General features: G+C 61.2%; 22 protein-coding genes, 1 tRNA gene and 1 pseudogene. 17 read left to right on the top strand and 7 right to left on the bottom strand.

The features are described 5' to 3' along the window. Nucleotides 1–2 precede the first annotated feature (2 nt). From HMPREF1531_RS06230 to HMPREF1531_RS06210, 5 genes are all read left to right on the top strand, one after another. The gene (locus tag HMPREF1531_RS06230; protein WP_156860200.1) at nt 3–2,147 is read left to right on the top strand and encodes a transglycosylase domain-containing protein; all 2,145 of its coding nucleotides are present in this window, start codon (nt 3–5) and stop codon (nt 2,145–2,147) included. A gap of 1 nt (nt 2,148) precedes the next feature. Next, nucleotides 2,149–3,045: a metallophosphoesterase gene (locus HMPREF1531_RS06225; protein ID WP_016669079.1), complete on the top strand. Its 897-nt coding sequence runs from the start codon at nt 2,149–2,151 to the stop codon at nt 3,043–3,045. Nucleotides 3,046–3,098: 53 nt separating this feature from the next. Further along, a tRNA-Pro gene (locus HMPREF1531_RS06220) sits at nt 3,099–3,172 on the top strand. Nucleotides 3,173–3,311: 139 nt separating this feature from the next. Beyond that, nucleotides 3,312–3,758, top strand: a complete 447-nt coding sequence (locus HMPREF1531_RS06215) for a hypothetical protein (protein ID WP_156860199.1) — start codon at nt 3,312–3,314, stop codon at nt 3,756–3,758. A gap of 506 nt (nt 3,759–4,264) precedes the next feature. Next, a complete protein-coding gene (locus HMPREF1531_RS06210; protein ID WP_016669077.1) occupies nt 4,265–5,503 on the top strand; it encodes a hypothetical protein in 1,239 nt (412 codons plus the stop codon). Between the two features lie 283 nt (nt 5,504–5,786). On the opposite strand, the gene HMPREF1531_RS06205 is transcribed toward HMPREF1531_RS06210, so the two are convergent. Continuing rightward, on the bottom strand, nt 5,787–5,954 hold the full coding sequence (locus HMPREF1531_RS06205) for a hypothetical protein (RefSeq protein WP_016669076.1): 168 nt from the start codon (nt 5,952–5,954) through the stop codon (nt 5,787–5,789). Nucleotides 5,955–5,983: 29 nt separating this feature from the next. Between HMPREF1531_RS06205 and HMPREF1531_RS14155 the strand changes: the two genes are divergently transcribed. Both HMPREF1531_RS14155 and HMPREF1531_RS06195 read left to right on the top strand, forming a co-directional pair. Beyond that, the gene (locus HMPREF1531_RS14155; RefSeq protein WP_016669075.1) at nt 5,984–6,304 is read left to right on the top strand and encodes a hypothetical protein; all 321 of its coding nucleotides are present in this window, start codon (nt 5,984–5,986) and stop codon (nt 6,302–6,304) included. 344 nt (nt 6,305–6,648) lie between these two features. Then, nucleotides 6,649–7,866: a hypothetical protein gene (locus tag HMPREF1531_RS06195; protein WP_198011001.1), complete on the top strand. Its 1,218-nt coding sequence runs from the start codon at nt 6,649–6,651 to the stop codon at nt 7,864–7,866. 136 nt (nt 7,867–8,002) lie between these two features. Here the strand turns inward: HMPREF1531_RS06195 and HMPREF1531_RS06190 are convergent, their stop codons facing one another. After that, nucleotides 8,003–8,458, bottom strand: coding sequence for a YbhB/YbcL family Raf kinase inhibitor-like protein (locus tag HMPREF1531_RS06190; RefSeq protein WP_016669073.1), 456 nt, complete (start codon nt 8,456–8,458; stop codon nt 8,003–8,005). 73 nt (nt 8,459–8,531) lie between these two features. Between HMPREF1531_RS06190 and HMPREF1531_RS06185 the strand changes: the two genes are divergently transcribed. Continuing rightward, nucleotides 8,532–9,236 (top strand): DUF2625 family protein, encoded by a 705-nt coding sequence (locus HMPREF1531_RS06185; protein ID WP_016669072.1) that lies wholly within the window; start codon nt 8,532–8,534, stop codon nt 9,234–9,236. 126 nt (nt 9,237–9,362) lie between these two features. Here the strand turns inward: HMPREF1531_RS06185 and HMPREF1531_RS06180 are convergent, their stop codons facing one another. Next, nucleotides 9,363–10,277, bottom strand: a complete 915-nt coding sequence (locus HMPREF1531_RS06180; RefSeq protein WP_016669071.1) for a PfkB family carbohydrate kinase — start codon at nt 10,275–10,277, stop codon at nt 9,363–9,365. 151 nt (nt 10,278–10,428) lie between these two features. Here HMPREF1531_RS06180 and HMPREF1531_RS06175 point away from each other — a divergent pair, with 151 nt between their 5' ends. Next, a complete protein-coding gene (locus tag HMPREF1531_RS06175) occupies nt 10,429–11,196 on the top strand; it encodes a DsbA family protein (protein ID WP_016669070.1) in 768 nt (255 codons plus the stop codon). Further along, entirely contained in the window at nt 11,197–12,009 is an 813-nt protein-coding gene (locus HMPREF1531_RS06170; RefSeq protein WP_016669069.1) for a cytochrome c biogenesis CcdA family protein, read from the top strand. A gap of 333 nt (nt 12,010–12,342) precedes the next feature. Here the strand turns inward: HMPREF1531_RS06170 and HMPREF1531_RS06165 are convergent, their stop codons facing one another. Then, nucleotides 12,343–12,603 carry a hypothetical protein gene (locus HMPREF1531_RS06165; RefSeq protein WP_016669068.1) on the bottom strand — a complete coding sequence of 87 codons (261 nt, stop codon included), beginning with the start codon at nt 12,601–12,603 and terminating at the stop codon, nt 12,343–12,345. 110 nt (nt 12,604–12,713) lie between these two features. Here HMPREF1531_RS06165 and HMPREF1531_RS06160 point away from each other — a divergent pair, with 110 nt between their 5' ends. Then, nucleotides 12,714–13,841 carry a winged helix DNA-binding domain-containing protein gene (locus tag HMPREF1531_RS06160; protein WP_016669067.1) on the top strand — a complete coding sequence of 376 codons (1,128 nt, stop codon included), beginning with the start codon at nt 12,714–12,716 and terminating at the stop codon, nt 13,839–13,841. 604 nt (nt 13,842–14,445) lie between these two features. Beyond that, nucleotides 14,446–15,474 (top strand): DUF4272 domain-containing protein, encoded by a 1,029-nt coding sequence (locus HMPREF1531_RS06155; protein ID WP_016669066.1) that lies wholly within the window; start codon nt 14,446–14,448, stop codon nt 15,472–15,474. Nucleotides 15,475–15,524: 50 nt separating this feature from the next. Here HMPREF1531_RS06155 and murJ read toward each other — a convergent pair whose 3' ends face one another. Then, a complete protein-coding gene (murJ, locus tag HMPREF1531_RS06150; protein ID WP_016669065.1) occupies nt 15,525–17,492 on the bottom strand; it encodes a murein biosynthesis integral membrane protein MurJ in 1,968 nt (655 codons plus the stop codon). A gap of 119 nt (nt 17,493–17,611) precedes the next feature. Beyond that, entirely contained in the window at nt 17,612–18,904 is a 1,293-nt protein-coding gene (locus tag HMPREF1531_RS06145) for an aspartate kinase (RefSeq protein WP_016669064.1), read from the bottom strand. Between the two features lie 167 nt (nt 18,905–19,071). Between HMPREF1531_RS06145 and HMPREF1531_RS06140 the strand changes: the two genes are divergently transcribed. The 3 genes from HMPREF1531_RS06140 to HMPREF1531_RS06130 are packed head-to-tail and all read left to right on the top strand — an operon-like array spanning nt 19,072 to nt 21,824. Next, nucleotides 19,072–20,055 carry an ABC transporter substrate-binding protein gene (locus tag HMPREF1531_RS06140; RefSeq protein ID WP_016669063.1) on the top strand — a complete coding sequence of 328 codons (984 nt, stop codon included), beginning with the start codon at nt 19,072–19,074 and terminating at the stop codon, nt 20,053–20,055. A gap of 1 nt (nt 20,056) precedes the next feature. Continuing rightward, nucleotides 20,057–21,037: an ABC transporter permease gene (locus tag HMPREF1531_RS06135; RefSeq protein ID WP_016669062.1), complete on the top strand. Its 981-nt coding sequence runs from the start codon at nt 20,057–20,059 to the stop codon at nt 21,035–21,037. Beyond that, nucleotides 21,030–21,824, top strand: coding sequence for an ABC transporter ATP-binding protein (locus HMPREF1531_RS06130; RefSeq protein ID WP_016669061.1), 795 nt, complete (start codon nt 21,030–21,032; stop codon nt 21,822–21,824). The genes HMPREF1531_RS06135 and HMPREF1531_RS06130 overlap by 8 nt, the downstream gene beginning before the upstream one ends. 9 nt (nt 21,825–21,833) lie before the next feature. Here HMPREF1531_RS06130 and HMPREF1531_RS06125 read toward each other — a convergent pair whose 3' ends face one another. After that, nucleotides 21,834–23,114, bottom strand: a complete 1,281-nt coding sequence (locus HMPREF1531_RS06125; protein WP_016669060.1) for a diaminopropionate ammonia-lyase — start codon at nt 23,112–23,114, stop codon at nt 21,834–21,836. A 196-nt stretch (nt 23,115–23,310) separates the two neighbouring features. On the opposite strand from HMPREF1531_RS06125, the gene HMPREF1531_RS06120 reads away from it, so the two are divergent. Together HMPREF1531_RS06120 and HMPREF1531_RS13890 are read left to right on the top strand one after the other, a co-directional pair. Continuing rightward, nucleotides 23,311–24,321 (top strand): CobW family GTP-binding protein, encoded by a 1,011-nt coding sequence (locus HMPREF1531_RS06120; RefSeq protein WP_016669059.1) that lies wholly within the window; start codon nt 23,311–23,313, stop codon nt 24,319–24,321. Nucleotides 24,322–24,806: 485 nt separating this feature from the next. Then, nucleotides 24,807–25,189: pseudogene (locus HMPREF1531_RS13890) on the top strand (hypothetical protein); the annotation flags it as partial.

Below are 25,189 nucleotides of genomic sequence, written 5' to 3'. Positions count from 1 at the left end.
ACGTGAACCTGAAGTTCTTGATGAGCAAGCCAAAGTCCTTGGCGCTGATGGCTGCCATCAGCGTGCTCGCCGGCGTCCTGACCGCGGGGTTGGTCCTGCCGTTCGTCGCGCTGGGCACCGGAGCGATCCGCGCAAGCACCACGGCAATCGGCTCCGTACCCACCAGCTTGTCGGTGCCCCAGCAAAACGAGGCATCGACCCTGCTGATGGGCGACGGTTCGGAGTTGGCGAAGTTCTACGACCAAAACCGCAGCTACGTTCCGCTCGACCAGATCTCCAAGGAGATGCAGAACGCGCAGATCTCGATTGAGGATCACCGTTTCTACGAGCACGGCGCAATCGACGCTCAGTCGGTGCTGCGTGCCCTGGTGGGTAACGTGGCCGGCGGCTCAATCAGCGGTGGCGGCTCCACTTTGACCCAGCAGTACGTCAAGCAGGTTCGCATCCAGCTGTGCTACGGCGACGCCACGTGCGAAGCCGAGGCACAAGCGGCCACCATGGAGCGCAAGATTCTCGAGATGCGTTACGCGATCGCCTTGGAGAAGGAGATCCCCAAGGACGTCATCTTAGAGCGCTACCTGAACATCGCCTACTACGGCGACGGCGCCTACGGAGTGCAGGCGGCTGCGAAGCACTACTTCAATGTCAACGCATCCCAGCTTGATCTGGCCCAGTCGGCAATGCTCGCCGGGCTGGTGCAAAACCCCTCGCAAACCGATCCGGTGAATTACCCGGAGGCTGCGATAGCCCGTCGCGCGGCGGTGCTTGACTCCCAGATACGTTACCAAGGTCTATCCCAAGAGCAGGCGGAAGCCGCCAAGGCCGTCCCATTCGACACATCACAAGTTCAGGAATTCACCAACGGGTGTTCCGATTCGCGTTACCCATTCGTGTGCGACTACGCGTTGAAGACCTTGGAATCGGATCAGATGACCTCCTTGGGTGCGACCCCGCGAGACCGTCGTAACACCTTGAACCGTGGTGGTCTGACGATCACCGTGACCGTCGATCCAGGCACCCAGGACAATGCCCAGCGGGTGATCTCTTCGGTGATCGGCGCACCTGACCCGGTGATCGCGGTAGCCGACACGGTCGAGGTCTCGACCGGCCGCATCGTCTCCATGGTGCAATCGCGCCCGCAGTGGGGTGATGGCGACGGCAAGACGAACTACAACTACTCGGTCACCAATGCCATGGGCGGGGCCGAGGGCTTCATGTTCGGTTCGACATTCAAGATCTGGACCGCCGCGGCGGGTATCCAGCAGGGTAACTACCCCGATTCGACGTCGATCCGGGTGGCGAAATCCCAGAACTGGCGTGGCAAGACTTTCCGTGGCTGCGGCGACAACACGTTTACCCTCTACGAGAATTACACCACCACCAATGCGGTGGGCGGCCAAGACAAGGGATCATTCAACATGGTGACCGGCATGATGTGGTCGGTCAACAACTACTGGATCGCCCTTGAGCAGCGGGTCGGACCTTGTCAAGCTGCTGACATGGCTCAGCGCGCCGGGGTACAGCTGGCCAAGCCCGAGGCAGATGCCGCCGGTTTCGGCGACGAGTTGAGCGACTGGGGCGAAGTCCCATCCTTCACCTTGGGCGCCCCCTATGTGACCCCGCTGTCGATGGCCGCCAGCTATGCGACCTTCGGCAACCGTGGAGTGCGGTGCAATCCGATCATCCTGTCATCGATCACCAACCGCGATGGGGTGGACGTGCCAGTACCCAGCGCCGACTGCCAGCAGACCATTGATCCAACCGTCGCCGACGGGGTGAATTACGTGATGAAAGCCACCCAGGAGCGTGGGCTTTCGGCGCAGACCTGGATCAACAACGGCATCGACCAGGGTTCCAAGACCGGTACCTCGGATAACTCGGCTTCTTCCTCGGCCTTCGTCGGCTACACCCCCTACATGTCGACGGCGATCGTGGTGGCCGGCGATACTTCCTCTCCCGGTTGGCAGGCGACCAACCCCGCATCCCGCAACGTGCTGACCATGCCATTGTCACCGCTGGGCGGCGGGAGCTTAGGCGGTTACAACGGGATCGGTGCCGGTGCGTTCTGGAAACCAATCATGCAACCGCTGCTGGCCGGACGAGAACCTGCCAAGTTCAACCCCTGGCAAGCTCCTTCGGGACGCTGACATGGGGTGGTTCGGACGACTTCTCGGCGTGGGTGCCTCGCTGGGCGTAGGTATTGCTGCTGGGGCATGGGTGGAAGCGCGTGCCTTCGTGGTACGTGAAGCCCACCTGCCGGTCCTGCCCGCGGGCCAGGATGAATTGCGAGTGCTGCACTTTTCCGACATCCATCTGATGGGCTACCAGCAACGCAAACAGGGCTTCGTCGCAGGCCTGGTCGATCTGCACCCCGACCTGGTGATCGGCACTGGCGACTACATCTCATCGGCTGGCTCGGTTGACCTAGTGGCAGATTTGCTGTCCGGTTTGCGGGGAATTCCCGGCGGGTTCGTCTTCGGGTCGAATGACTTCTCCAAGCCGGTGCCGCGCAATCCGTTCAGCTATCTGGCGGGGAATTCCACCCCACAGAAGCATCCCAGGCCTCTACCATGGCAACGTCTCCAAGAACGCCTCAGCGAGGGCGGCTGGCTTTTCCTGGACAACCGGTCGGGTCGTGTAGAAGCCGATGGGCGGATCGTCGAGTTGCGTGGCACTGCCGACGCCCACACCGGTCTTGACGAGTATCACCTGGTTGCTGGGCCCCGGGCTGCCGACGCGGATCTGTCGATCGGGGTCACCCATGCCCCCTACCGTCGGGTGCTGGATGCGATGGCCGATGACGGGCTGGATCTAGTGTTGGCCGGGCATACCCACGGCGGGCAGGTGTGCCTGCCGGTGAACCGGGCCCTGGTGAACAATTCGGATATCCCACTGGAGTACACCTCGGGGTTGAACACGTGGCATCACGGAGAGCATTCGGTACCGCTGCACGTGTCGGCAGGAATCGGCACGTCGCCATTCGTTCCGTTGCGTCTGTTCTGCCGCCCGGAGGTCACGCTGCTGCATCTGACGGCACGGGCCTGAATTGGCAGCGCGACCCCACCTGGGCTAACCTGTACGAGGCCCCGATGGGCCGCCGGGGTGTGGCGCAGCTTGGTAGCGCGCTTCGTTCGGGACGAAGAGGTCGCAGGTTCAAATCCTGTCACCCCGACCGTAGGCCGAGTGCAGTGGGCGCTCGGCCCTGTGTGTCTACGCGCAACGCTCATATGTTCACCCGTTGATGACCGCAAGCTTGCTCGCAGGGCAGCAGGACGAGTGAACATCTGATCCGCTGCAGCAGACCACCCGACGTGAACCCGGTCACCGGTAGAATCTCTTCGCAACCTGCCACTGCTCGTTCAAAGAAGAAAGGAGTGCGCGGTCCTTGGCTGCGCTCACACAGCATGCACAATCAACTAACAAGGTCTGCTGCCACACTCATCGCGGTAGGACTGGGCATCTCGCTGACAGGATGCTTCGGCAAGTCTATCGAAGGCACATATCTCGGTTCTGCCGGGAACACAGTATTGCTCCTGAAATCCGGCGGAAAATGCGGGTATAGCGAAGACTACAAGGAAGAAGAGGGCGTACAGATCGAAGTCCAAGAGGGCTGCCAGTGGTCATCGTCCGACAAAAATTTCACGCTCGTGAGGTCGAGCGAATCCCGGGCATTGACCGGTTCCATCAATGATGACGGAACCATTTCTATCCCGGATCAAACCAAATGGCATGGCGAAATCTACACGAAAAAGAAGTGAGCAGATCGGGTCTACCGTGAGGGAAAACAAGTAAACGATGTCGCCCCGAGAACACCGCGCTGGGGGCTTGCCTACACATGACAAACAAGCCCCCAGCAACGGACTAAAATCAGCCACGGAATCATCAGGTTCCTATCGGCACTATGAACAACAACCTCGCCACCCGCAAAAGTGAAGCAATCACCGGCAACCCAATCACATAACCGAGGTCGAACGTGGGGGAACCACCACGCTCCCTGATGGTCTTTCGTGTCTAGAGATGCCGACGAGTACGCCATGAGCCGAGCGCCCACGCGCCGTACCAGACCATGTGGCCCGGTACTGGGTTCATCGACACCTGCGGCTCACTAGGTGCACAACTCAGTGCGGAGGCCACCGTAGAGTGACCCTTCCACCCGATACACTTAAAGTGCAAGAATTTGTCCAGTAGACTAGTCAAACAAACCAGGAACTCTGATATTCAGCCACGTAGGACCAGCTTTTCACAAAAGAAAGATGGAGCACCCATGAAACTGAAACGTGCAGCAATCACCCTGACCCTGACCGCGCTTGCCCTCAGCACGGCAGCATGTGGTGGCGGTTCGGATAACCCCCAGCCAAGCGAGTCCGCCGCCAATTCGGCAGCGAGCAACTCAGCATCACCTAGCGCCTCATCGAGTTCAACACCGAGCAGCTTCGAGGTAGGCGACAACTTTGGCCCCGCAAAGTGGACTCTCACTCGGGATCCAAGTCATGACGAAGACGTCATCGTACGCCCTGAACAAGTAGTCCTGGCGACCCGGTCAAGTGAGATGATCACAGCACTGGCCGTGTATTCTTCTAGCGGCGAACCATTGTGGGATCTCCAGCTCGAGCAGGGAGTCGATGTTCAAGTCCTCGAAAAGACGGTTGTCATGGTCGACTCAAAGAATGTCAAGAGCTCGACCCTCGACAAAGACACCCGCATGAGCAAGATCACCCTCTTGTCCTTGAAGGACGGTTCCACGCAAAAGGAGATCGAAGTTCCTTCAGATAAAGTATTTACAAACGATGAAACCATCGTTTTTGAGAGTGACAACACCGTCAATGCAATCGCTTGGGACGGCAGTGTCGTGAATGTGGACAAAGCAAAACTTGACCGCGCAAGCCCAGGAAAAGTTTCCGTTGTCGGAACCACGCTCTTCTGGCCAAAAGACAACTCGGCAGACGCCCTCGTCTCAGCCAACTGGACATTGCAAGATTTCCCGAACTTACCCGAAAAAGAAGTCTCCGCGATTGACCCCCTGGCCATTGACAACAAACTTGGCCTACTCATTGTCCAGGCGATGCATGGAGCCGCGCCAAAACCATCCTACTTCGCCGTCAAGGCAGAAACAGGCGAGATCGCCTACGAATTGTCCTGCCCGGGCTATTCTCATTCCGATGCCTCGACGAATATTGCCCGAAATAGCCCGAACGGGAAATACGGTGTCATGGAATCAATCTGGATCTCTGCCGACAAGGGGCGCTGCATCGGCGGCGGGGAGCAGAAAGAAGTCGAGTTGCTGGCAGTGGACGATTCCGGAACAGCCTATGGCACCTGGGCAGAAGAAAAAATGGATGATGACCAGTTCGTCACCGTTCCGGCCAATGGCGAAGCGAAAGTTTCCACGGGATACTACCCCGTAGGGATCATGACCGGAGGGCTCGGTGTCCACGTCCTCGGTTTCCGGCAAGAAGGAACAATCTTCAGAGCAAAATCGATCACCGGAAACCCACCCAAGTGATCAACCATCTGGTTGGGGAACCCCGAGCCAAACAGACGTGGGCTCCCCAACCAGACCCCCACCTCAAGACTTGTTCACGATCCTCCCGATCCTTGATACCAACCACGCATTGACAGCAAGAAACGGACTCCCGGGCAAGCTCACCAGGTTTGGGGAAATATCGGCGAAAAGTCCGTGGTGATTCTGCTTGGGCCGTTCGGGCGTCCGGCCTAAGCAGAATCACTCCAAAACACGACGATGGGCCGGGAGCAGATCTCCCGGCCCACGTCCAACGCCGATTTGCTCAGTGCTCGTCGTAGTGGTCGCCATGAGCGGCGTGGCGGTGCCCGTCGTGCACGTAGTCGACGTGATCGCCGTGCTGTACCGTCTCGTGGCCGCAGCCCTCGCCGTGAGCATGCTCGGCGACGGTATGCTCTGCCTCGGTGTGCCCGGCCTGGGTATTCTCGCTCATTATTGGAACCTTTCCCTCGATTCGGATGAATGGACGAGCGCATCGGCAACGATGTGAATCACATAAGTGCCGCTCCCCCGATGGGCGATGGAGCGACCCCACCGTTCACCGTCGACCAACCCCGCGTCACGCAGCCCACGCAGGCGCTGACTGGTCAGTGGCTGGGTCATGCCCAGTTCCGCAAGAGATCGTTCCGGCAACTGCCGATCCGTTCCGAGGAACTGCACAATGGCCAACCGATACTCGTTCCGATCGCCTTGAACAGATCCGCCGTAGTGGCGAGCCTCATCCTGTCGTCCGAGCAACGATCAAACCAGGTGTATGCCGATATTGCAACAAATCGATACTGAAAATCGCTCTCATATCTTTGTACACTCCGGACGCCACCCGAAGGCCCCCACCATCACACAGTTGCACCAGAACTCTTTCACCGGCACATCCACAGCAACATCCCACCTTGCCAAACAGGATTTATCGACAGCACCACGGGAGATTTAGGTGAACCTAATTGTGTTCATGGCCAGCACGGACCACACGAATGGTTCAATTCACCTCCGCACGATCTGTTCCCGCACCCGCTATGCTCCTCACAACAGGGCTAAGATCGACCACCCACAAATCAAGCCGGACGAGCACATCAAAAGTGAAGATGCCCACAAGGTTTCGTCCCCGCAAGAGCAACGGTATTGGAGCGATGATGACATTGAAGCATGTTGCAATCATCATGACATTGAGCACGCTCACCCTTGCCATGATGGCTTGTGGAGGTGACCCACAAAGAGAAGACACCTCCCCTTCGCACAGTGGTACTGCATCGTCAGTTCCCCGAGTCAGCGACGTCTTTGGTGCTGCAGAGTGGAGCATCGAGACCACTGAGAACCATTCAGTCCTGGACGTACAGCCCAACCGGCTGTTCACACGAGAAGCCAAGACATTGAGCGCCTATTCCTCCACCGGCGAGAAGGTGTGGCAGTACGAGCTTCCCACCTCACACATCAGCATCGAGACAAAAAACGGAATCGTGGTCATCATCTGGAAAACGACTGCTGAGGACACGACCCAAAACAAAAAGAAGTCAATACTGAAGATGACAATCTTATCCCAGGAAGATGGAACAGTCAAAGAAGAAAGAGAACTCAAAGAACTCACCGACACCGACAAGGATTTAACGGGGGCCACTAGATTCGGCAACACCACCTTCCAACTCGATCAAACACTCAACACGATTGATTCAGATGGGAACATCGCAACCATCAACATGAAGGAATACAAGATTCCAGAATACCAGAACATTCATGTCATCGGACGAACACCCTTTTGGACACCCGCAGCATCGCAAGACTCACTAACATCACCAAACTGGGCACTGAAAGAATTTCCGGGAGCAACGGAGAATGAGATCTTCAGCATCCGCCCAATGGCCATCGACCGGGAGTTCGACCTGATCATCGTGCAAGTCGACAAGAAAGAAGGACCGAACTTGTATTTCGCGGTGAAAGCAACAACCGGAGAAATCGCATACCAGATCACCTGCCCGTCAGAGCCACCCGCCAGTCCTAGCCAAACACGCGTCAACGGCGGCCCAGAAGCAGTAGCCAAACACAGTCCAAACGGGAAGTACAGCGTCTGGGGAGCCATGCGACTGACTTCCACCGAAGGCCGGTGCGTCGGCGGAGGAGATCAAGGTTCTGTATGGTTCACCGCAGTAGACGACAACGGAACCGCCTACGGGGATGCCGAACCAACCCGCCAAACTCCCGAAGAGATCGTCATCGCCCCCGCCAACGGACAACCCCGAGTCACGGAAGCGTCAGTTCCCATCGGCATCATGAACAACAACCTCGCCATCCATGCCACCGCCCACAACGGCGAAACAAAAGGCGAAACAATCACCGGCAACCCAATCACATAACCGAGATCGTGGACCTCCGGGGCAGCCAACGCAGCATCCGGCGACGGATCGGCAAGCGCACATCGGCCAGCATGCCTCCGGCCAGGAGCCAGAAGTCGCCGGACTCAACGTACGCATACGCCCATTCGCGGCACCTTCAGGATAGGTTGTCCTCCGCAGAGAACAGGCCGGTCACCACAGCCCGGTCGATGACATGGGGCTCGATGAGTTTTTCCAGCTCCGGCGCAGTGGTCGACGTCGGCGCATCGATCATCGAATCCAAGGCGAAGAGCTGGAAATTGTATCGGTGGGTTCCCGATGGGGGCAGCGGACCGCCGTAGCCGGTCTCCTTCCAATCGGTCATGCCCTCCACGGCGCCGGTAGGCAGCGACTCTCCGGGAATGTCTGTCGTCGTGGGGGGCAGGTTCCACACCGTCCAATGATAGAAACCGCCATCCATCGGAGCATCGGGGTCGTGGCAGATGATCGCTAGGCTCACCGCAGCGGCAGGCACACCGCTGATGCCGAACCAGGGACGGCGATCATCGCCGGTGCGCGCGTAGGCAACCGGAATCTTACCGTTCTCGGGGAAATCGGGGCTCGTGATCTTCATGCCAAAAGCTTAGATGCCACACACCCCGCCCAACAGACCCCACCCGGAATCCACGGCCTGTCACACTGGTGGCATGCAGATCCGCACACTGGATGAACTGGTTATCGAGAATTCCACGACCTGGGACGAGTTCAGTTCCCTGCTCACGAAGAACTCAGCGAATCAAGTCCTCGAACCGGAGCCCAGCCAAGCCTTCGACACCCTGCTGCGGCTGCAGGTCACCACCCGCTCAATGCTGGGTGCCATCGCGCTCAACACCGGCGCCATCCTCGCCGACCACGGCTGGTTCCGCCTGCTGGGCTCTGGTTACGCACCCGACCTGCCGAGCATCGCCGATGCCAATGCCATGGGCGCACCCACTCCCGAATCCACCCCGCCGGGGCATCTGGTGATCGGCTTCGACGTGCTGGGCGGGCAGTTCGCCATCGACGGCGGCGCCCTAGGCATCAACCCCGGCGACGTCTGCTATTTCGCCCCCGACTCCTTGGAATGGGAAGGCTTGGGCGGTGGGTACTTGGCCTTCGTCCAAGCGGCCGTCAGCGGCGGCCTGAACGAGGCTTTCCAAGTGCTGCGCTGGGAAGGATGGCAAGCCGACATCGTCGATCTCCCATTGGGCATGTCTCTGGCGTCCTATCCGCCGCCCTTCGCCGCAGAGGGCCGAGATCTCTCGCAGACCGCCAAGAACCCGGTGCCCACCACCGAACTGCTCGACTTCTACGCAAGCGCAGCCGCTCAGCTCAACCAGCCTGCGCAACCCAGCAAACCAATCGAGCGCTGACCGACCGACTCATCTGCTCCTTTCCCCAGATGCGCTCCTTTCCGGGAAATGACTCGCACCTGGGCTGCGTAGCTCCTTCAAGCACCAGCCGTCGGTCGGGGGCAAGGCGTACGAGGGCCATGCGCATCACCCCCGGCGTGGCGCGGTGGCTGGGCCACGCCGGGTTACCGAATCGGCAGCCGCAGCATTGGCCTCACCCAAGGCCTCCTCGACGTCGGCGCCTTGGACCATGCGGGCCAGGAAAACCCCACAGTGAGTGTCTCCGGCACCAACGGTGTCGACTGCCCGTACCTGGGGTGCCGCCACAGACACGATGCGCTTGCCCAGCTCTCCCCCGGTGGCGACGCAGCCACGCGGTCCCTCACGCACGATGACCATGGCATCGGGGTTCATCTCAACCTCGGCGCGCACCCGGGCCACCAGATTGGCACCGGTATCGTCGCATCCGCAGAGCAGTTGAGCTTCGCGTTGGTTGCAGCTGAGCACCTCGATCCGGTCAAGGACCGTCCGCATGCGTTCTGCGGGGATGTCGGCGACCACCGGGCCGGGATCAAGAAACAGACGCCCCGCGGGATCGCCCTGCAACCACTGGTGGATCGACTCCCCGCTCACCGGGAAGTTAAGATCGTAACCAGAGATCGAAACCCAGTCCTCGTCGACGATCGGCAGGGCAGTGAGTTGGTCGAGGCGCCGTTGTGATTCAACACCGGCCACCGGGATGAAAGTCCGCTCCCCATCGGGATCGACGATGATCAAACAGACCCCGCCGTCGCCTCGTTCATCTGGTGCCAGCACGACCTCGATCCCCTCTGCAGCCATTGCGCGCAAGGCGAGTTCGGAGTTGCGCCCCACCCCGTAGGTACCGCCGTAATTGCAGGCCGCCCCCTGGCGGGCTACCGCGGAGGCCAGATTGAATCCCCCGCCCACCTCGTAGCGGCAGGTGGTGGCGAGAACCGCGCTGCCCCTGCCCGGGTAATGGGGAACCTCGATCGTCTGATCGATCATCACGCTGGCCAACGACCAGATCCTCGGCTCGTTCATCACACGAACTCCTCACCGATGTCCTCCGGGAATCCCCGGTCTACAACCAATCATCGCCCATCGCCGGGCTCCGCCACGCGCCGACACCGGAACGACGAACCAACGCCCAGCTCCTGCAATAATGGCCGGGCATGGGCACGGAGGGAGGACGATGACCGAACCCAGCATGAAGTCGGTTCGCAACAAGGCATTTGCGACCGGAGTCGCGTTCGGCGCGGGTGCAACGCTGCTCATCGGTTTGGCGGCGCAGCAGACCGTCGACATGAACCGACCCGCCCCCGCCACGCAAGAGGCCACTACCCACCAATCCCAACAGCCCTCCACCACGCCCACCAGGGAGAATCCCACTGCGCCGGCGGGCCTGGCTCGTCGTGACCCCAATGACGTGATGGCTCTGGGCAGGGTGGATGCACCGGTGGTCATCGTCGAGTTCGCCGACTACCGCTGCCCCTTCTGCTCTCATTTCGAGCAAACGATCCTGCCGCAGATCCGTTCCGAGTACATCGACAAAGGCTTGGTGCGCCTGGAATACCGCGACATGCCGGTCTTTGGGCAGCAGTCCGCAGCCACTGCCATGGCCGGGCGAGCCGCAGGTGCCCAGGGCAAGTTCTGGGAATACATGGACGTCGTCGCGGCCAATGGTGTCGTCGAAGGTGGGCACCCCGATCTAACCACCGACCGGCTCATCGCCTTCGCCGGACAAGCAGGGGTTCCCGACATCGACACTTTCACCGCAGCGCTGAGCGACCAGGCAACACTCGAATTGATCAAGGCTGATTTCACCCTGGCCCAGCAGATGGGGTTCAGCGGGGTACCAGCCTTTTGGGTGAACGACACCGCGGTAATCGGGGCCCAACCCTTCGAGAATTTCTCGAAGGTCATCGATCTGGAACTCAAGCAAGCCGGTGTTCCGCGCTAGATGATCGACATCGGTTTCGCTGGTTCTCTGCTCGGGGGCATGTTGTCCCTGTTCTCCCCATGCTCGGTGATGCTGCTTCCGGCCTTTTTCGCTCACGCATTCGGAACCGTCCGCGAGATTTTGGGGCGCACCCTGTGGTTCTACCTCGGCCTGCTGGTCACCTTGGTGCCGATGGGGATGCTTGCGGGCACGCTGGGGTCGCTGATAGCCAACCGGGCTGCGCTGATCGGAGTCGTCGCGTGGTTGATCGTCGCCACCGGGGCGCTCATGGTGAGTGGCATTGAACTGCCCGGCATCGGTGCCCGCATCACGCAAGGCAGTTCACGGCTGTCCGTCTTCTTGTTGGGTACCGTCTACGTGGTGGCCGGGGTGTGCGCCGGACCAATCCTCGGATCGGTGCTGCTTGTTGCCTCTCTCGGTTCCCCTGCTTACGGGGTGGTGCTCATGGGGCTGTATGCCGCAGGCATGTGCATCCCGCTGGTGGTATTGGCCATCATCTGGGGCAGGCTCGGGCGACGGGGCATTGCTTGGTTGGCGCCGCGCACCGTCGAGGTCCGCCTGGGCCATTTCACCTGGCGCAATTCCTGGATGTCGCTCATCTCAGGATTCCTGACCCTCGGGTTGGGCATATTCCTACTTGTCAACCGCGAAGCAGCAAGCCTGGGCGGTTGGCTGGCCACTGGCACCCAGTTCGAGGTGGAGGCCCGTACCCTGGAAGTCAGTTCGCGTATCCCGGACCTCGTCGTGGCAATCGGCGTGGTGGTCTGCGCCGGTGTCGGCATCTGGTGCGCCAACCGGGCAACCGACGACTGATATGTGGCCCCTGTTGGTCAAGGAGCGTGCTTGGTGGGTGAGGTGTGGCATCCAGCCGGTGAGTGGGCTTTTCCGTAAATCGTGGGTACGTTCCGCTTACGCAGCTTGATCCTTGATTGAGTGTTCGATTGTTTTGTGGTGGCATTCCCTAGTGGTGCAGGCACGATGACTGATGTTTCCCCAATAACAGCCAGCACATGCAAGGTCGGCATGTTCATTCTTCCATCTACGCGGCGAAGTGTACCCATCGGCATCAGCCCAGAAAATCAAGAGTTGGGCATTCACGCCCAGATCACCGCCTGACCCTCAGCGGGCAGCTAACGGCATAGGCAGCTATTGTGGGAGTAAACTGCCGCGAGCCAACTCGTTGACGCGCACCTCATCTAGCTCCACGATCAAGTTCATCAATTCACGGAAGGTAAGCCGGTGGCGATCGCGGTAGTGCGCGAAGACGTCCGCCAAACCGCTCGCACATAAGGCCCTAACGACCTCGGGGGCAAGGGCTCCGTCGGAGTCGGCTAGCTCAGCCTGCTGACGGGCCTTCTCCATTAGTTCCCGCGCATCGGTCTCGATTATTTGCCTCCAAGTTTTCACGTTAATCTCTCGTTGAAAGATCACCCAGCTACAAGATAGAGTGTGAGAAAATTCGCTTGAGCGCCACTTGAGCGGCGGTTATCACTGTCCATAGCCGAATTGGAGTTTCTATGGCTTCTGGTATCGACAATCAGACTCTCAACCGCACTCTGCTCATGCGTCAGGGACTGGTGGCACGCTCCGGAAACAGCCCTGCAGACGTACTTTCGTCCCTCGTGGGGCTCCAAGCGCAAGAGTCGGCGCCTCCATACGTGGCGTTGTGGAATCGGATCTCCAGCTTCACACCTGATCAACTGGAGGACCTTCTCGTGGAACGGCACGCAGTCCGAGCCATGATGATGCGCGGTACACAGCACATCGTGACCTCCGCCGACTATTTGCGTTTTCAGCCCCTCTTTGTACCCATACTTGAGCAGCAACAGCGGTCGTTCGTTCGACGCCTCGCCGGGGCTGACCCGCTGGAGATCCGGGACTACGCCGCGCAGTTATTGAGCGACGGCTCCCTATGGACAAGACCCCGGTTGTCCCGAGCATTGCGAGAGCGATGGCCGGACGCCGACGGGACCATGTTGGCGCGAACTGCGCAGCATCTCCTAGCAGTTGTACACCCACCGCCAGATGGACTGTGGGGCGCCAACGTGCTGACGCCGATCATGCTGGCTCGCGATTGGGTCGGTACCCCCATCGCAGTTGAGGGCGCCAAAGAGCAACTCGTGCTCCGCTACCTCCACGCTTTTGGCCCCGCCACGCCAGCCGATATCCGGACTTGGAGCGGCATCGCTGGCGTTCGCGAGGTATTACGAGCGCTGGGGCCTTCCTTGACTCATCGCAGGGATCACCATGGGCGAGATCTAGTGGACGTACAGGATGGAGTGATCGCGGATCCCGATACCGTCATTCGACCACTTCTGATGGCACGCTTCGACAATGCACTGCAGGGTTACGCCGACCGCAGCAGGATCGTCTCGGCGGATTACCGCAAACTCGCATCATCCGAATCTATGGTTCTGATTGACGGGATGGTGGCTGGGCGATGGACATACGCACGCCCGTCCGGTCACAAGCGACCCTCTCGGCTTTCGATCGAACTCTTCACCGCTTGTCCCACCAGTCAGATGGAGCTTCTGGAGGCCGAGGCGCGGGCGCTTCTCGCCTTCCTCGCCCCCGAAGAGAACAGCCGACTCGAGATATCGAACAGCAAGAGCGAGCGAAGGCACTCCTCGACGAAAGATCGGTAAAGACCTCGCACAGTTCAGATGTGCGAGATCCGAGCCTAGACAGAAATGACGGCCATAGCCGAACGTGACATGTCGAGTGATATTGGAACGTTCCGGATTGAAGAGGTCATGATTCGTGGCTGCGGTCGATGGGTAGACGCCAGCGCCCTTGAAGATCCGGTGACCACGGATACACGCAGGTTCTGCAGCTACCTGAGTCATGACGATATGCCGTCGCGAGAGGTCTCTCCAAAAAGCACACGAGATGCGAGTTAACTGTGATGACATAAACAGCAGGGAAGTGTTCTCCAGCGTTCATCTCGGAGTCGGCTAATCGGATGGGAAACTGGTTATCACCCGTGGGATTGATTGTGCACAAAATATCACGGCATATATTGGAATGGCAGACTAAGGCTGAATGCCCCGTGCCAGTCGGGAGCGTGAGTGCATGGCTACCGCGCTGACATCGCCGTTGGGCGAGACACTGAAATCGCTGACAGCTGGCTCCCGATCCGGTCGACCGTCGCCACCTTCGTCGCCTATGCGGTACACGGCGCCCGAGTGCCAGTCGAAGGTGCTAGCGCTTGAGACCCTCCACGATCCGGACAAGCGCTAAGGTGGGCCCATGCTGATCAGCGCCTACTCGACCGTGCGGGCTCGTGTCTCGCATGATTTCCCCGTGGTGAATGAGCGCTCCCGCTGGGAGGTCGGCGCCACGGATGCCGAACTCGACGCCCATCTGAGTGCCCTGGAACGCTGGGCCATGTCGAACTCCCGCGCCAGTGACCCCTCACGTCGCCTGCTGATTAATCACATCAACGACACCAGACGCCTCTACCAGTTCGAGCTCGATGCCCACGACCCGAAGCACCTCGACAACCTGCGACGCTTCTCGGAGGCTTCCAATTCGATCCTGCTGGTGGATGGCGCCCTGCTTGACGGGGACGGACGACCGCTGCTGTCCGGCCCACACGGTACCCCCACCGGTTGGGTGCCGATCACCTCACGAGCCCGCAGCCGACGCGACGAGGTGCGTTCCTGGCTGGAGTCCAATGTGCAGCTCCAGGTGCCCAATTTCCTGCCTCCGATCCGTTCGGCCGATGAATTGGAGTTCCGATCGGCGATCGACGTCGCCTTGGGCATTATCTCCTTAGTGATGGCCTCCGACTACGCTGCCTCGGTGATCGCTGGATCACCGATCAACCAGAAGGCGATGGAGGCTACCTTCCCACGTGCCTTCGCATCCCTGGCCCCCTCGCACCGGGAACTCTTCGAGACCAACGACTCTGCACTCGCCCGCACCGTGCAGCCAGTCATTGAGGCCGCCCAGGAACTGCTGTGGACGGTGTCGCGCTCCATGCCCGGCTGGCCCGCCCAGGCAGCCGATGCTGCCGAAGTGATGCGTTTGGCGCTGGCCGAAGGCGAACAGGTGGGCGTGGATACTGCGCGGCTACGTCCGGCCGATGAAATCCTCGACGAGTACGAGTGTATCCAGGATCTGGCCCTGGCCCAGAACGGTCAGCTGTGCGATCTGGCCATCACCCGGCAGCGGCTGATCGGGCTCACCTGGGCCACTCACGCCCATCTCGACTGGGACCAGGCAACGGCCCGCGTCGACGCGCTGATCTCTGGGGACGACGGCCAAGCCACCTGAGCGGCGACACCCAACCGTGTCTCCGGATCAACCGGTGAACCGCGGACCGGTCAGCGGCGACGCAGCCTGCGGGTGATGGGCGTCAACAATCCGCCCATCTCGGTGATATGCAGCACCTTCACCAGGATGAATAGCACGACGAGGAACACCACCCCGCCGGCAACCCCACCGCCCACCTGCCATGCCCAGCCAGTGGTCGCGGTCACCAGGGTGCCCTGGGAACTGACCCACCGGGCGGCGCCCCAGGCGGCAGCCCCGGCGATGGCCGAGGCCAGACCGAGACGCACGTAGAGCCGAATCACCTCACCCAACCCGTAGTCGCCGATCTGGCGACGGGCATAGAGCAAGAAGACCAGCGCCAACCCCCAGTTACCGACGAACATGCCCGCCACAACGACGGTCATGCCATGCTCCAGGGGAACCAGGTAGGCGCCGAAGGCAAATAGCACCTGGATGCCGGTGACCAGGCACTGCATCCACAAATTCGTTCCGCCCTGCTCGGTGGCGAAGCAGTACTGCTGTTGCAAGGTGACGATGGTGTAACCCATCATTGATGCGCACATGACGAACAACAGCCGACCGGTCTGATGGCCCTGTTCGGGTGAGATCGATGGGTAAACGACCCGCACCGCGGGGGTGGACAGGGCCATGAACATCGCCGACAGCGGGATGATACCCAGGGCTGGGAGGGTGAGACCACGACGCAACAGATCGCGCATGTCTTGCAACCCGACCTCGGCGTCGTCGCGGCGCTGCCAGGCTCGCGCCAGCTGCGGGAACAGGGCAGTCAGCAGGGAGACTGCCACCAAGGAATAGGGCATCTGAAACAGCGACAGGGCATTCTGATACGACAGATAGGTGGCTATCTCCGGGCCGTCGGGCGGGGCGATCTCGCGCAGATGAGTGGCCACTTTGAGGGTGTACAGGCCGCCCGCCTGAGCAATGACTAGTGCGGTGAAGGTGAGTGCTGCGTAGCGGCCCAGGGCCCCAAAGCCGTGCCCGCGCAGCCCCCAGCGGGGACGGTAGCGGAACCCAGTCCGGTACAGCGCGGGGATGAGGATGAGTGCCTGGACGACGATGCCCAAGGTGGCCGAACCGGCCAGCACCCAGACCATCTGCGGAGTCCATGCCTCCACCTGCTCCTGCTGGCCCCACAACACCAAGAAGGTGACCTCGCCGGCGATTGCCACGACGTTATTCATCACCGGCGCCCAGCCGTAGGCCGCGAAGGAGCCCCGGGCCTGCAAGATATTCCCGAGCACGGCGAAGATGCCATAGAAAAGCACCTGTGGTAAGCAAAGATAGGCGAAGGCTATGGCCAACTCCAGACCGGGGCCGCGAAGCGAGGTGAAAGCCGACATCAACCAGCCACCGCCGGCAGTGGCCAGCACTGCGACTCCGAGAATCAGAACCAAGGTGGCGGTAACCAGCCGGTTGACGAAGTCCTGTCCCCCATCGGGGCGCTTCATCGCCTTGGTGATCTGCGGGATGAGCACCGCGTTGAGAATGCCGCCGGACAACAGCACCAGGATGAAGTTCGGGAAGGTATTCGCCGCCTTGAAGGCGTCCCCGACCACCAAGGTACCTAGCACCGCGGTCTGCAGGGAACCATTCACCATGCCCAGCACCCGCGACACCAAGGTACCCGCAGCCATGAGCGCCGAATTCCGGCCGAGGTTGCGTCGGTCAGCCTCGTCGATCTCGTCGACCTCGTCGGTGACCGCGGCTTGGGAGGTGGTGAGCGCTGGGGCGGTGATCAGTTGCGGGGTGCCATCCGGGTTGATCCGCCACGGCGGAATGTACTGCCCATCGGGGGTAGTGAGGCCGAACAGCGGAGCTTCGTATCCGGTCAGCGGCACATCCCAGATGGCTGCCATCATGCGGGTGGCGTTGAAGTCCTCGGAACCCAGGTCGTCGTCGGTGGGGACCGCTCTGCGAGGCTGTTGGGCGCGAGGACTTTCCTGGGAGGGAGGCGTTGCGGGGGTGTCAGGGGCGGCATACCGGACGGGGGGCTGCACCTGCGGCGGACCAGGGCTCGCCGGGGGAACCGTCTCCCCAGACGGCTGCGCCCGCCGTGGTCGCTGCTCCTCAGCGGGGTTTGGCCGACTCCAGCCGGGAGTCGGATCCGGGCCTCGGCTCAACGACCGGTCCCTGCGTAGACCACCGCTTCTTCCTGTGCATCTAGGCCGAAGGCCGTGTGCGCGGAACGCAGGGCGGTATCGACGTCGTCGGCGGAGACCACCACCGAGATACGGATCTCGGAAGTGGAGATCATCTGAATATTGACCCCGGCCTCAGCGAGGGCGCAGAAGAACTTAGCGGCCACCCCGGGATGAGTACGCATGCCGACCCCGACAACCGAAACCTTGCCGATCTGGTCGTCGTAGCGCAGATCGGCGAAACCGATCTCGGGCTGTGCGGCATTCAACGCGTCGACGGCCTTCTTGCCGTCGGACATCGGCACGGTGAAGGTGATGTCGGTGTCACCGGTATCGGCCTCGGAAACATTCTGGACGATCATGTCGATGTTGATCTCGGCACCGGCGATTACCTCGAACAGCCGGGCGGCCTCACCCACCTTGTCGGGCACGCCGACGACGGTGATCTTGGCCTCCGAGCGGTCGTGGGCCAGACCCGAGATAATGGCTTCTTCCATAGCATTGCCCTTCTGGTGGTCGGCGAGTCCGGTCACCACGGTGCCGGGTTTGGTGGAGAACGAGGATCGCACATGAACGGTGACATCCTCCCTGCGTGCGTACTCGACGCACCGCAGGTGGAGCACTTTCGCACCACAGGAAGCCAATTCGAGCATCTCGTCGTAACTGATCTGGGGAATCTGCCGGGCCCCTGGCACCACCCGGGGATCCGCGGTGAACACCCCGTCAACATCGGAGTAGATCTCACAGACCGGTGCCCCCAAGGCAGCGGCCAAAGCGACGGCGGTGGTGTCAGAAGCACCCCGGCCCAAGGTGGTGACGTCCTTGGTTGTCTGGGAAACCCCCTGGAAACCAGCGACAATGACCACTGCCCCCTTGTCAAGGGATTTCTCAATGCGGCCAGGGGTAATGTCGATGATTCGGGCATTGCCGTGAGTGGCGGTGGTGATCACCCCGGCCTGCGAACCGGTATAGCTGAGCGCCTCCAGCCCGAGATCATTGAGAGCCATGGCCAGCAGGGCAGCAGATTGGCGTTCCCCAGTGGTGAGCAGCATGTCGAGTTCGCGCGGGCGGGGCTGCGGGGAGACCTGGAGGGCGAGATCCATCAGGTCGTCAGTGGTATCGCCCATTGCGGAGATGACCACCACGACGTCCGACCCCGAACGCCTGGCCTCGGCGATACGACGTGCGACGCGTTTGATGGATTCGGCATCCGCCACCGAGGAACCGCCGAATTTCTGGACGATCCTCGGCCTGGCCTGTTGCTCGCTCATCTGTGCCTTTCTGTGGTCATTCCTATCCGATTCTAGTGCGTCTGCGCACTTCGGCCCTGCGCCAATTGAGACATACCGGGGTGTGTCTTACCCGGGCAGTAATCTGAATCCATGCCCGACGCGATGCTGGGCACGAATTCACTTCAGAACAGACCCGAGGACACATCGTGAACAAGCTGCGCATCTTGGCCGTCCTGGTGGCCACCGGCACCCTTGCCCTCACCGCATGCGGAGGTTCGGGCTCCGGATCCAGCGCCTCCGGAAACAAAGGGAAATATTCGATCGGGATCACCCAGATCGTCTCCCACTCCTCCCTAGACGCATCAGTCACCGGGTTCAAAGCCGCCCTCGACGAAGCTGGCATCAAGGCTGATTACGACGAACAAAACGCCCAGGGTGATCAGGCCACCGCATCCTCAATCGCATCGAAATTCGCTTCCTCGGATCTCGACCTGGTCTTCGCCGTCGCCACCCCCGCGGCCCAGGCAGCCGCCCAGGCAATCAGCACCACCCCGATCCTGTTCACCGCGGTCACCGATCCAACTGCCGCCGGCTTGGTCGATTCCATGGAAAACCCGGGCGGCAACATCAGCGGCACCACCGACATGAATCCCGTAGCCGAGCAAATCGCCTTGGTGAAGGAGCTCAGCCCTAGTGCCAAGAAGATCGGTGTGCTGTACTCCTCCGGCGAGGTGAACTCCGAAGTACAGGTGAAGCTCGCCGAACAAGCCGCTACCGCCGAAGGATTGGAAGTGGTAACTAAGACGGTCACCGCCACCTCCGAAGTACTGCAGGCAGCCCAGACACTGGAAAACGTTGACGCCATCTACGTGCCCACCGACAACACCGTCGTTTCCGCCCTCGATTCGGTCATCCGAGTCGCCGAGTCCAATCACATTCCGCTCGTCGCGGGTGAAACCGATTCGGTGACCAAGGGTGCTCTGATCACCTACGGTCTCGATTACGAGGAACTGGGCCGCCAGACCGGCAGAATGGCCGTGGATATCCTGCGCAACGGCGCCGATCCAGCCACCATGGCTGTCCAAACCCAGCAGGATCCGAAACTCGTGATCAACCTCACCACGGCGAAGGCCTTGGGCATCGAGGTCCCGCAGGATTTGCTGAACCAGGCCGACGAAATCATCGAGTGACGTGGCCGCGCTCGACTTGGGGCTGATCTTCGCCCTGATGGCATTGGGGGTTTACCTGACCTTCCGGGTGCTCGACCTCGCTGACCTGACCATCGACGGCTCATTCACCACCGGGGCGGCCGTCTGTGCGGTGCTGATCATTAACGGGGGCAATCCATGGCTGGCGACACTGAGTGGTGGGTTGGCTGGCCTCGTCGCCGGGCTGGTCACTGGCTTGTTGACTACCTGGGGCAAGATCCACCCGCTGCTGGCAGGCATTTTGACCCAGATCGCGCTGTACTCGGTCAACCTGCGCATCATGGGCAAAGCAAATCTATCGATGCTGCGTGCGGTCACAGTGTTCACCCCGCTAAAGGAATCCCGGCAGATCGGTACCCCGGTCTCGGTGGGTGTGCTTGCCCTGGGGGTCGGGCTGGTCGTCGCGGCACTCGTCTGGTTCCTGTCCACCGATCTCGGGTTGGCGATGCGCGCCACCGGCGACAACGAGGGCATGGCCCGGGCCCAGGGCATCAACACCGATGCGCAGAAGATCCTCGGGCTGGCCCTGTCCAACGGGCTGGTCGGCTTGTCGGGTGCGCTGTTCGCCCAATACCAGGGCTCCTCCGACATCGGTATGGGCATCGGCTTGATCGTTGCAGGGCTGGCCTCGGTGATCATCGGCACAGCGCTCATCCCCAATGGTCGCGTGCTGGTGACTGCCATCGCCGTGGTCACCGGGTCGATCATCTACCGGTCGGTCATCCAGGCTGCCCTGACGATTGAGGGCTTCGACACCAACGACATGAAATTGCTCAGCGCACTGATCGTGATCGCCGCTTTGCTACTGCCCAGGTGGGCTGTCTTCAAGCAGATACGCAATCGCCGCTCGAAGCAGTTCACCACCTACACCTGGGATGTGCCCACCGAGGAGACCGTCGACGCAGGTGTCGCGAACCGGCCTTCGCAAGGGGTCACGCGCAGGATGAGGAGTAAGAATGCTTGAGATCCGCGATGTGTCTAAGGCCTTCTTCCCACACACCGTCAACGAGAAAGTGGCCCTGCGCGACGTCTCCTTGTCGCTGGAAGACGGCGATTTTGTCACCATCATCGGCTCCAACGGCGCAGGGAAATCCACCCTGCTCAATGTCGTCGCCGGGCGCTACCGCCCCGATCTGGGGTCCATCTGGATCAACGGGCACGACGTGACTCGGCTGTCCGATCATGCGGTCTCCCGCTATGTCGGACGGGTGTTTCAGGACCCGATGGCCGGCACCGCACCCCACCTGACCATCGAGGAGAACATGGCGATCGCTTTGTCTCGGACCAAGTGGCGTGGCCTGTCCCTGGGGGTCTCGAAGACGCGCCGGGAGATATTCCGTGAAGAACTGCAAGCCTTGGAACTGGGCCTGGAGAACCGGCTGACTGCCAAGGCGGGATTACTCTCAGGCGGCCAACGTCAAGCATTGTCGCTGGTCATGGCCACTTTCACCGCACCCAGCATTCTGCTGCTCGACGAGCACACTGCCGCCCTCGATCCGCAGCGGGCAGCCCTGATCACCCGGCTTACCAAGGAAACAGTGGCCCGCCACCAGCTGACCGCGCTGATGGTGACCCACAACATGGACCAGGCGCTGCAACTGGGCAACCGGCTGATCATGATGCATGAAGGCCGAATCCTGATGGAGTTGGCTGGTGAGGACAAGAAAAAGGCCACGGTGAATGATCTGATGGCCGAGTTCGGCAGGATCACCGACGGCACCGGGCTGTCCGACAAGACATTGTTGAGTTGAACCGCTCCCTCACCTGGGTGCCGAAGGTTTGGGATAGGCCCCGTCGTTGACCACCGCATCGTATCCGGCGCGGTCGGTGTCGCCCTCGGTGGAGATGAAGAAGAGCACCGAGTCTGCATCAATGCCCAGTTGCTGCTTGACCCCAGCCAGGGCAGGGTCGGTGAGTACCTCATGGGCAAAACCGAATGCGGCTGCCCCAGACTCCCCTGAGATGATCCGCCGATCCGCCGAGCGACCGCCATTGCCATCGGCAACCGGTTCGGTGGGGCTGAGCCGACGTGGGTTGGACAAAACCCGCATTCCCTGGGCACTCACGTAGTCGGGAATAGACGCGACGAAGTCGACGTAATGAGCCAACAAGTCGATGCCGATGGTGATCGGTTCCCCACAAGCCAAGCCGGCCATGATCGTCTCCAGGCCACCAACCGCCGGGTGTATTTTCCCGTCGGTGGCGCGCAGAGTTTCGAAAATGCAGGCAGCATTGTTCGGTTCCACGACGACGATCACCGGCCCGCCCTCATCAGAAGTGCCGTAGGCGTTGACGATGCAGCCGACGACCGCGGTGGGCATGGCGCCAACCCCGGACTGGACGAAGACATGGGTGGGGGTGAGGTTCTCATCACGCATCTGTTCGATGGCCTCACCGAGCATTGTCATGTAACCCTGAATGATTTTCTCTGGGATGTCCTCGTAACCGGGCCAAGAGGTGTCTTGCACCAGGACCCACCCGTTCTCCTCAGCCTCCCGTGCAGACAACCGGACGGTATCGTCATAGACCAGCTCGGTGATGTCGGCCCGGGCGCCAAGGGCCTGGATATTGCGCAACCGCTCGGGCGTGGTGCCTCTGGGCATGTGAACGACGCAGTTCTGCCTCAGTTTGTTGGCCGTCCAGGCAACGCCGCGCCCATGGTTGCCATCGGTGGTGGTGATGAAGGTGATCTCCCCGAGCCGGGAGCGGATCTCGTCGGAGATCAAGCGCTGGTAGGGCAGCTCGTCGAGGCCGACGCCCAGGCGTTGGGCCAGGTGACTGGCGATGGCGTAGCTGCCGCCGAGGGCCTTGAATGCGTTGAGGCCGAAGCGGTGGCTCTCGTCCTTGACCAGCAGACCGCGCACCCCGAGCCCGGCGGCCAGGTGTGGCAGCGAGACGAGCGGGGTGGGCTGGTAGCCATCAATCGAGCGGTGAAAGGTCATGACGGATTCGGCCCGCTCGGAAGTCAGCTTGGCCAGCATCGGGGCTGCCGCGTCACTGCGGGTTCCACGATTGGGGTTCGCCACCACTGCGATGGTCATTGATCGTGCTCCTTTCCAGGACAGAACACCGGCGTACTCGGTGGCGCGCCGGTGGCTGGCCTCCATGCTTCCACGTCCGGTGACGCCCCGCATAGGGCCCGGGCAGATTCCGGACGACACGACACCGGGTACTTTGACGAGCCGCACCACGCACGCTAATTTTGAGAATTGTTCTCAAAAAATGGGAGGGGTGCGAGTGAACAGGACGGTCCCTGTCGTCATCCTCACCGGACATCTGGGGGCGGGGAAGACCACAGTGCTCAACCACCTGCTGCGGCATCCCGGGGTGCGGGCCGGGGTGATCATCAACGACTTCGGCGCGATCAACGTGGACGCCGCTCTAGTGCAGGGGCAGATCGACGAGGTGGCCTCGGTATCCGGGGGATGCCTGTGCTGTCTTGACGATGCCTCCCAGCTTGATGAGGCACTCGACGCGCTGAGCCATCCGAAACTTGCTTTGGATGCCATCATCATCGAGGCGAGCGGGCTTGCCGAGCCTGGGACCTTGGCGCGTCTGGTGTGGTTGAGCCCAGTCACACACATCCGCCTGTCGAGCGTGGTCGACATCGTTGACGCCAAACGACACTTCGACACCGTGGACCTGGGCGGGGTTCCCCCGCGTCGCTACGGGGTGGCGAGTCTGGTGGTGATCAACCGCATCGACGAGCTAACCGCCCAGGAGCGCGTCGGACAAGTGGTGCGAATCGAGGCCCGGATCAGACAGCGCAACCCGAGGGCGACCATCATCCACACGCGTCATGGCCGCATTGACCCCTACCTATTGCTGGACACCGCCCCCAGCACGCGGCCACAACAGGAGACGCTGCCCCTGGAAGCACCCGGCAGCCATCATGCACACCACCATGCCCGCTCGGTGAGCGTCACCACCGATCATCACGTTCATCCCGGGCGGATCGCCGATCTGCTGGAATCACTGCCTTCCGGGACCTACCGGCTCAAGGGAACGTTCACCACCAGGCATCCCTCGGGGCGACGTGACTACGTCGTCCATTCGGTAGGTGGGGGCATCAGCGTCGAGAGGCATCCGCGGAGCGCAATCGGCGGCGAACTGGTCGCCATCGGTGCCGGCATGGACGAAGAGGAGACCCGTCGACGCATGACCGAGGCACTAGTTCCCTGTGACAAGGCCAGGGTCACTGACTGGGAGCGGCTACAGACCTACATCCGCACTCGCCGTGACCGATAGGCGCCCATCATTCACGTTGGCGCCGAGAGCATTCCGGATACACCGGGGTACCGCAGCCCCGGACCAAGGAGTACCGTGTGATCCGAGCGTGAGTCGGAGAAGTCCAGTGAGAATCTGGCGCTGTCCCGCAACCGTGAGGCCCTCCGGGCCGAGCCGGATCGCCGAAGCCCGCTCGGCTGAAGAAATCCGTCGTGGACTGCGGATGGCCGATTCCCGGTCTTCACGCCGTCCGGAAAGGACCAACCGTGAACCGGTCTTGTTCCCGGGATCATCCCTGCGCCGAACCATCACAGACCCCGCCCGCCGGGCACCGAAAGCCCCACTGATACCGACATCGACGGCGATACCGGTATCGGCCATGCATGCCACACCAGTTCCCCCATGCAGGCACCGCCCGCCCATTGACTCGGCGCAGGTTTCACCCGGCCTGCGCCGACCTGCATCTTCCCTGTGTCCCCGTACTCGGGTTTCCAGAAAGGAATTCCATGTCCCACACACCTTTTCGCATCTCCCGGCGAGGCCTTGTTGCAGGCGCTGCCGGGCTCACTACCTTGGGCGCCCTTGGAGGCCTGGCGGGGTGCTCGTCATCCAAGAATGAATCCAACGGGGGATCTGGTGCATCGGTGGCGCTGCCGGAGCGCCTGAGCTCCCGCCGGGAGGTCATCATCTCCATGGACCCGTCGACGGTGAAGGCCCCCTTCGATCCGGTTCTCGGATTCGGTGAGACCGGGGTGCTGCCGTTCCATTCGGCGCTGATGAAGGCCGACGAAAATAACCAGATCGTCAACGACCTAGCCACCGGATACACAATCAGCGACGACAAACTCACCTGGACCTTCACCATCCGCGACGACGTGACATTCACCAA

Origin of the sequence: Propionibacterium sp. oral taxon 192 str. F0372, assembly GCF_000413315.1 — a bacterium.
Classification (GTDB): Bacteria; Actinomycetota; Actinomycetes; order Propionibacteriales; family Propionibacteriaceae; genus Brooklawnia.
Note: the sequence above shows the minus strand (reverse complement) of the source record. Positions and strands in the feature narration are given on the sequence as shown.

Excerpts from the sequence above, each read along its gene's own strand:
- HMPREF1531_RS06225 (WP_016669079.1), top strand. The coding sequence starts at position 2,149 with ATGGGGTGGTTCGGACGACTTCTCGGCGTGGGTGCCTCGCTGGGCGTA.
- HMPREF1531_RS06210 (WP_016669077.1), top strand. The coding sequence starts at position 4,265 with ATGAAACTGAAACGTGCAGCAATCACCCTGACCCTGACCGCGCTTGCC.
- HMPREF1531_RS06205 (WP_016669076.1), bottom strand. The coding sequence starts at position 5,954 with ATGAGCGAGAATACCCAGGCCGGGCACACCGAGGCAGAGCATACCGTC.
- HMPREF1531_RS14155 (WP_016669075.1), top strand. The coding sequence starts at position 5,984 with ATGGACGAGCGCATCGGCAACGATGTGAATCACATAAGTGCCGCTCCC.
- HMPREF1531_RS06195 (WP_198011001.1), top strand. The coding sequence starts at position 6,649 with ATGATGACATTGAAGCATGTTGCAATCATCATGACATTGAGCACGCTC.
- HMPREF1531_RS06190 (WP_016669073.1), bottom strand. The coding sequence starts at position 8,458 with ATGAAGATCACGAGCCCCGATTTCCCCGAGAACGGTAAGATTCCGGTT.
- HMPREF1531_RS06185 (WP_016669072.1), top strand. The coding sequence starts at position 8,532 with ATGCAGATCCGCACACTGGATGAACTGGTTATCGAGAATTCCACGACC.
- HMPREF1531_RS06180 (WP_016669071.1), bottom strand. The coding sequence starts at position 10,277 with ATGAACGAGCCGAGGATCTGGTCGTTGGCCAGCGTGATGATCGATCAG.
- HMPREF1531_RS06175 (WP_016669070.1), top strand. The coding sequence starts at position 10,429 with ATGACCGAACCCAGCATGAAGTCGGTTCGCAACAAGGCATTTGCGACC.
- HMPREF1531_RS06170 (WP_016669069.1), top strand. The coding sequence starts at position 11,197 with ATGATCGACATCGGTTTCGCTGGTTCTCTGCTCGGGGGCATGTTGTCC.
- HMPREF1531_RS06160 (WP_016669067.1), top strand. The coding sequence starts at position 12,714 with ATGGCTTCTGGTATCGACAATCAGACTCTCAACCGCACTCTGCTCATG.
- HMPREF1531_RS06155 (WP_016669066.1), top strand. The coding sequence starts at position 14,446 with ATGCTGATCAGCGCCTACTCGACCGTGCGGGCTCGTGTCTCGCATGAT.
- HMPREF1531_RS06145 (WP_016669064.1), bottom strand. The coding sequence starts at position 18,904 with ATGAGCGAGCAACAGGCCAGGCCGAGGATCGTCCAGAAATTCGGCGGT.
- HMPREF1531_RS06130 (WP_016669061.1), top strand. The coding sequence starts at position 21,030 with ATGCTTGAGATCCGCGATGTGTCTAAGGCCTTCTTCCCACACACCGTC.
- HMPREF1531_RS06125 (WP_016669060.1), bottom strand. The coding sequence starts at position 23,114 with ATGACCATCGCAGTGGTGGCGAACCCCAATCGTGGAACCCGCAGTGAC.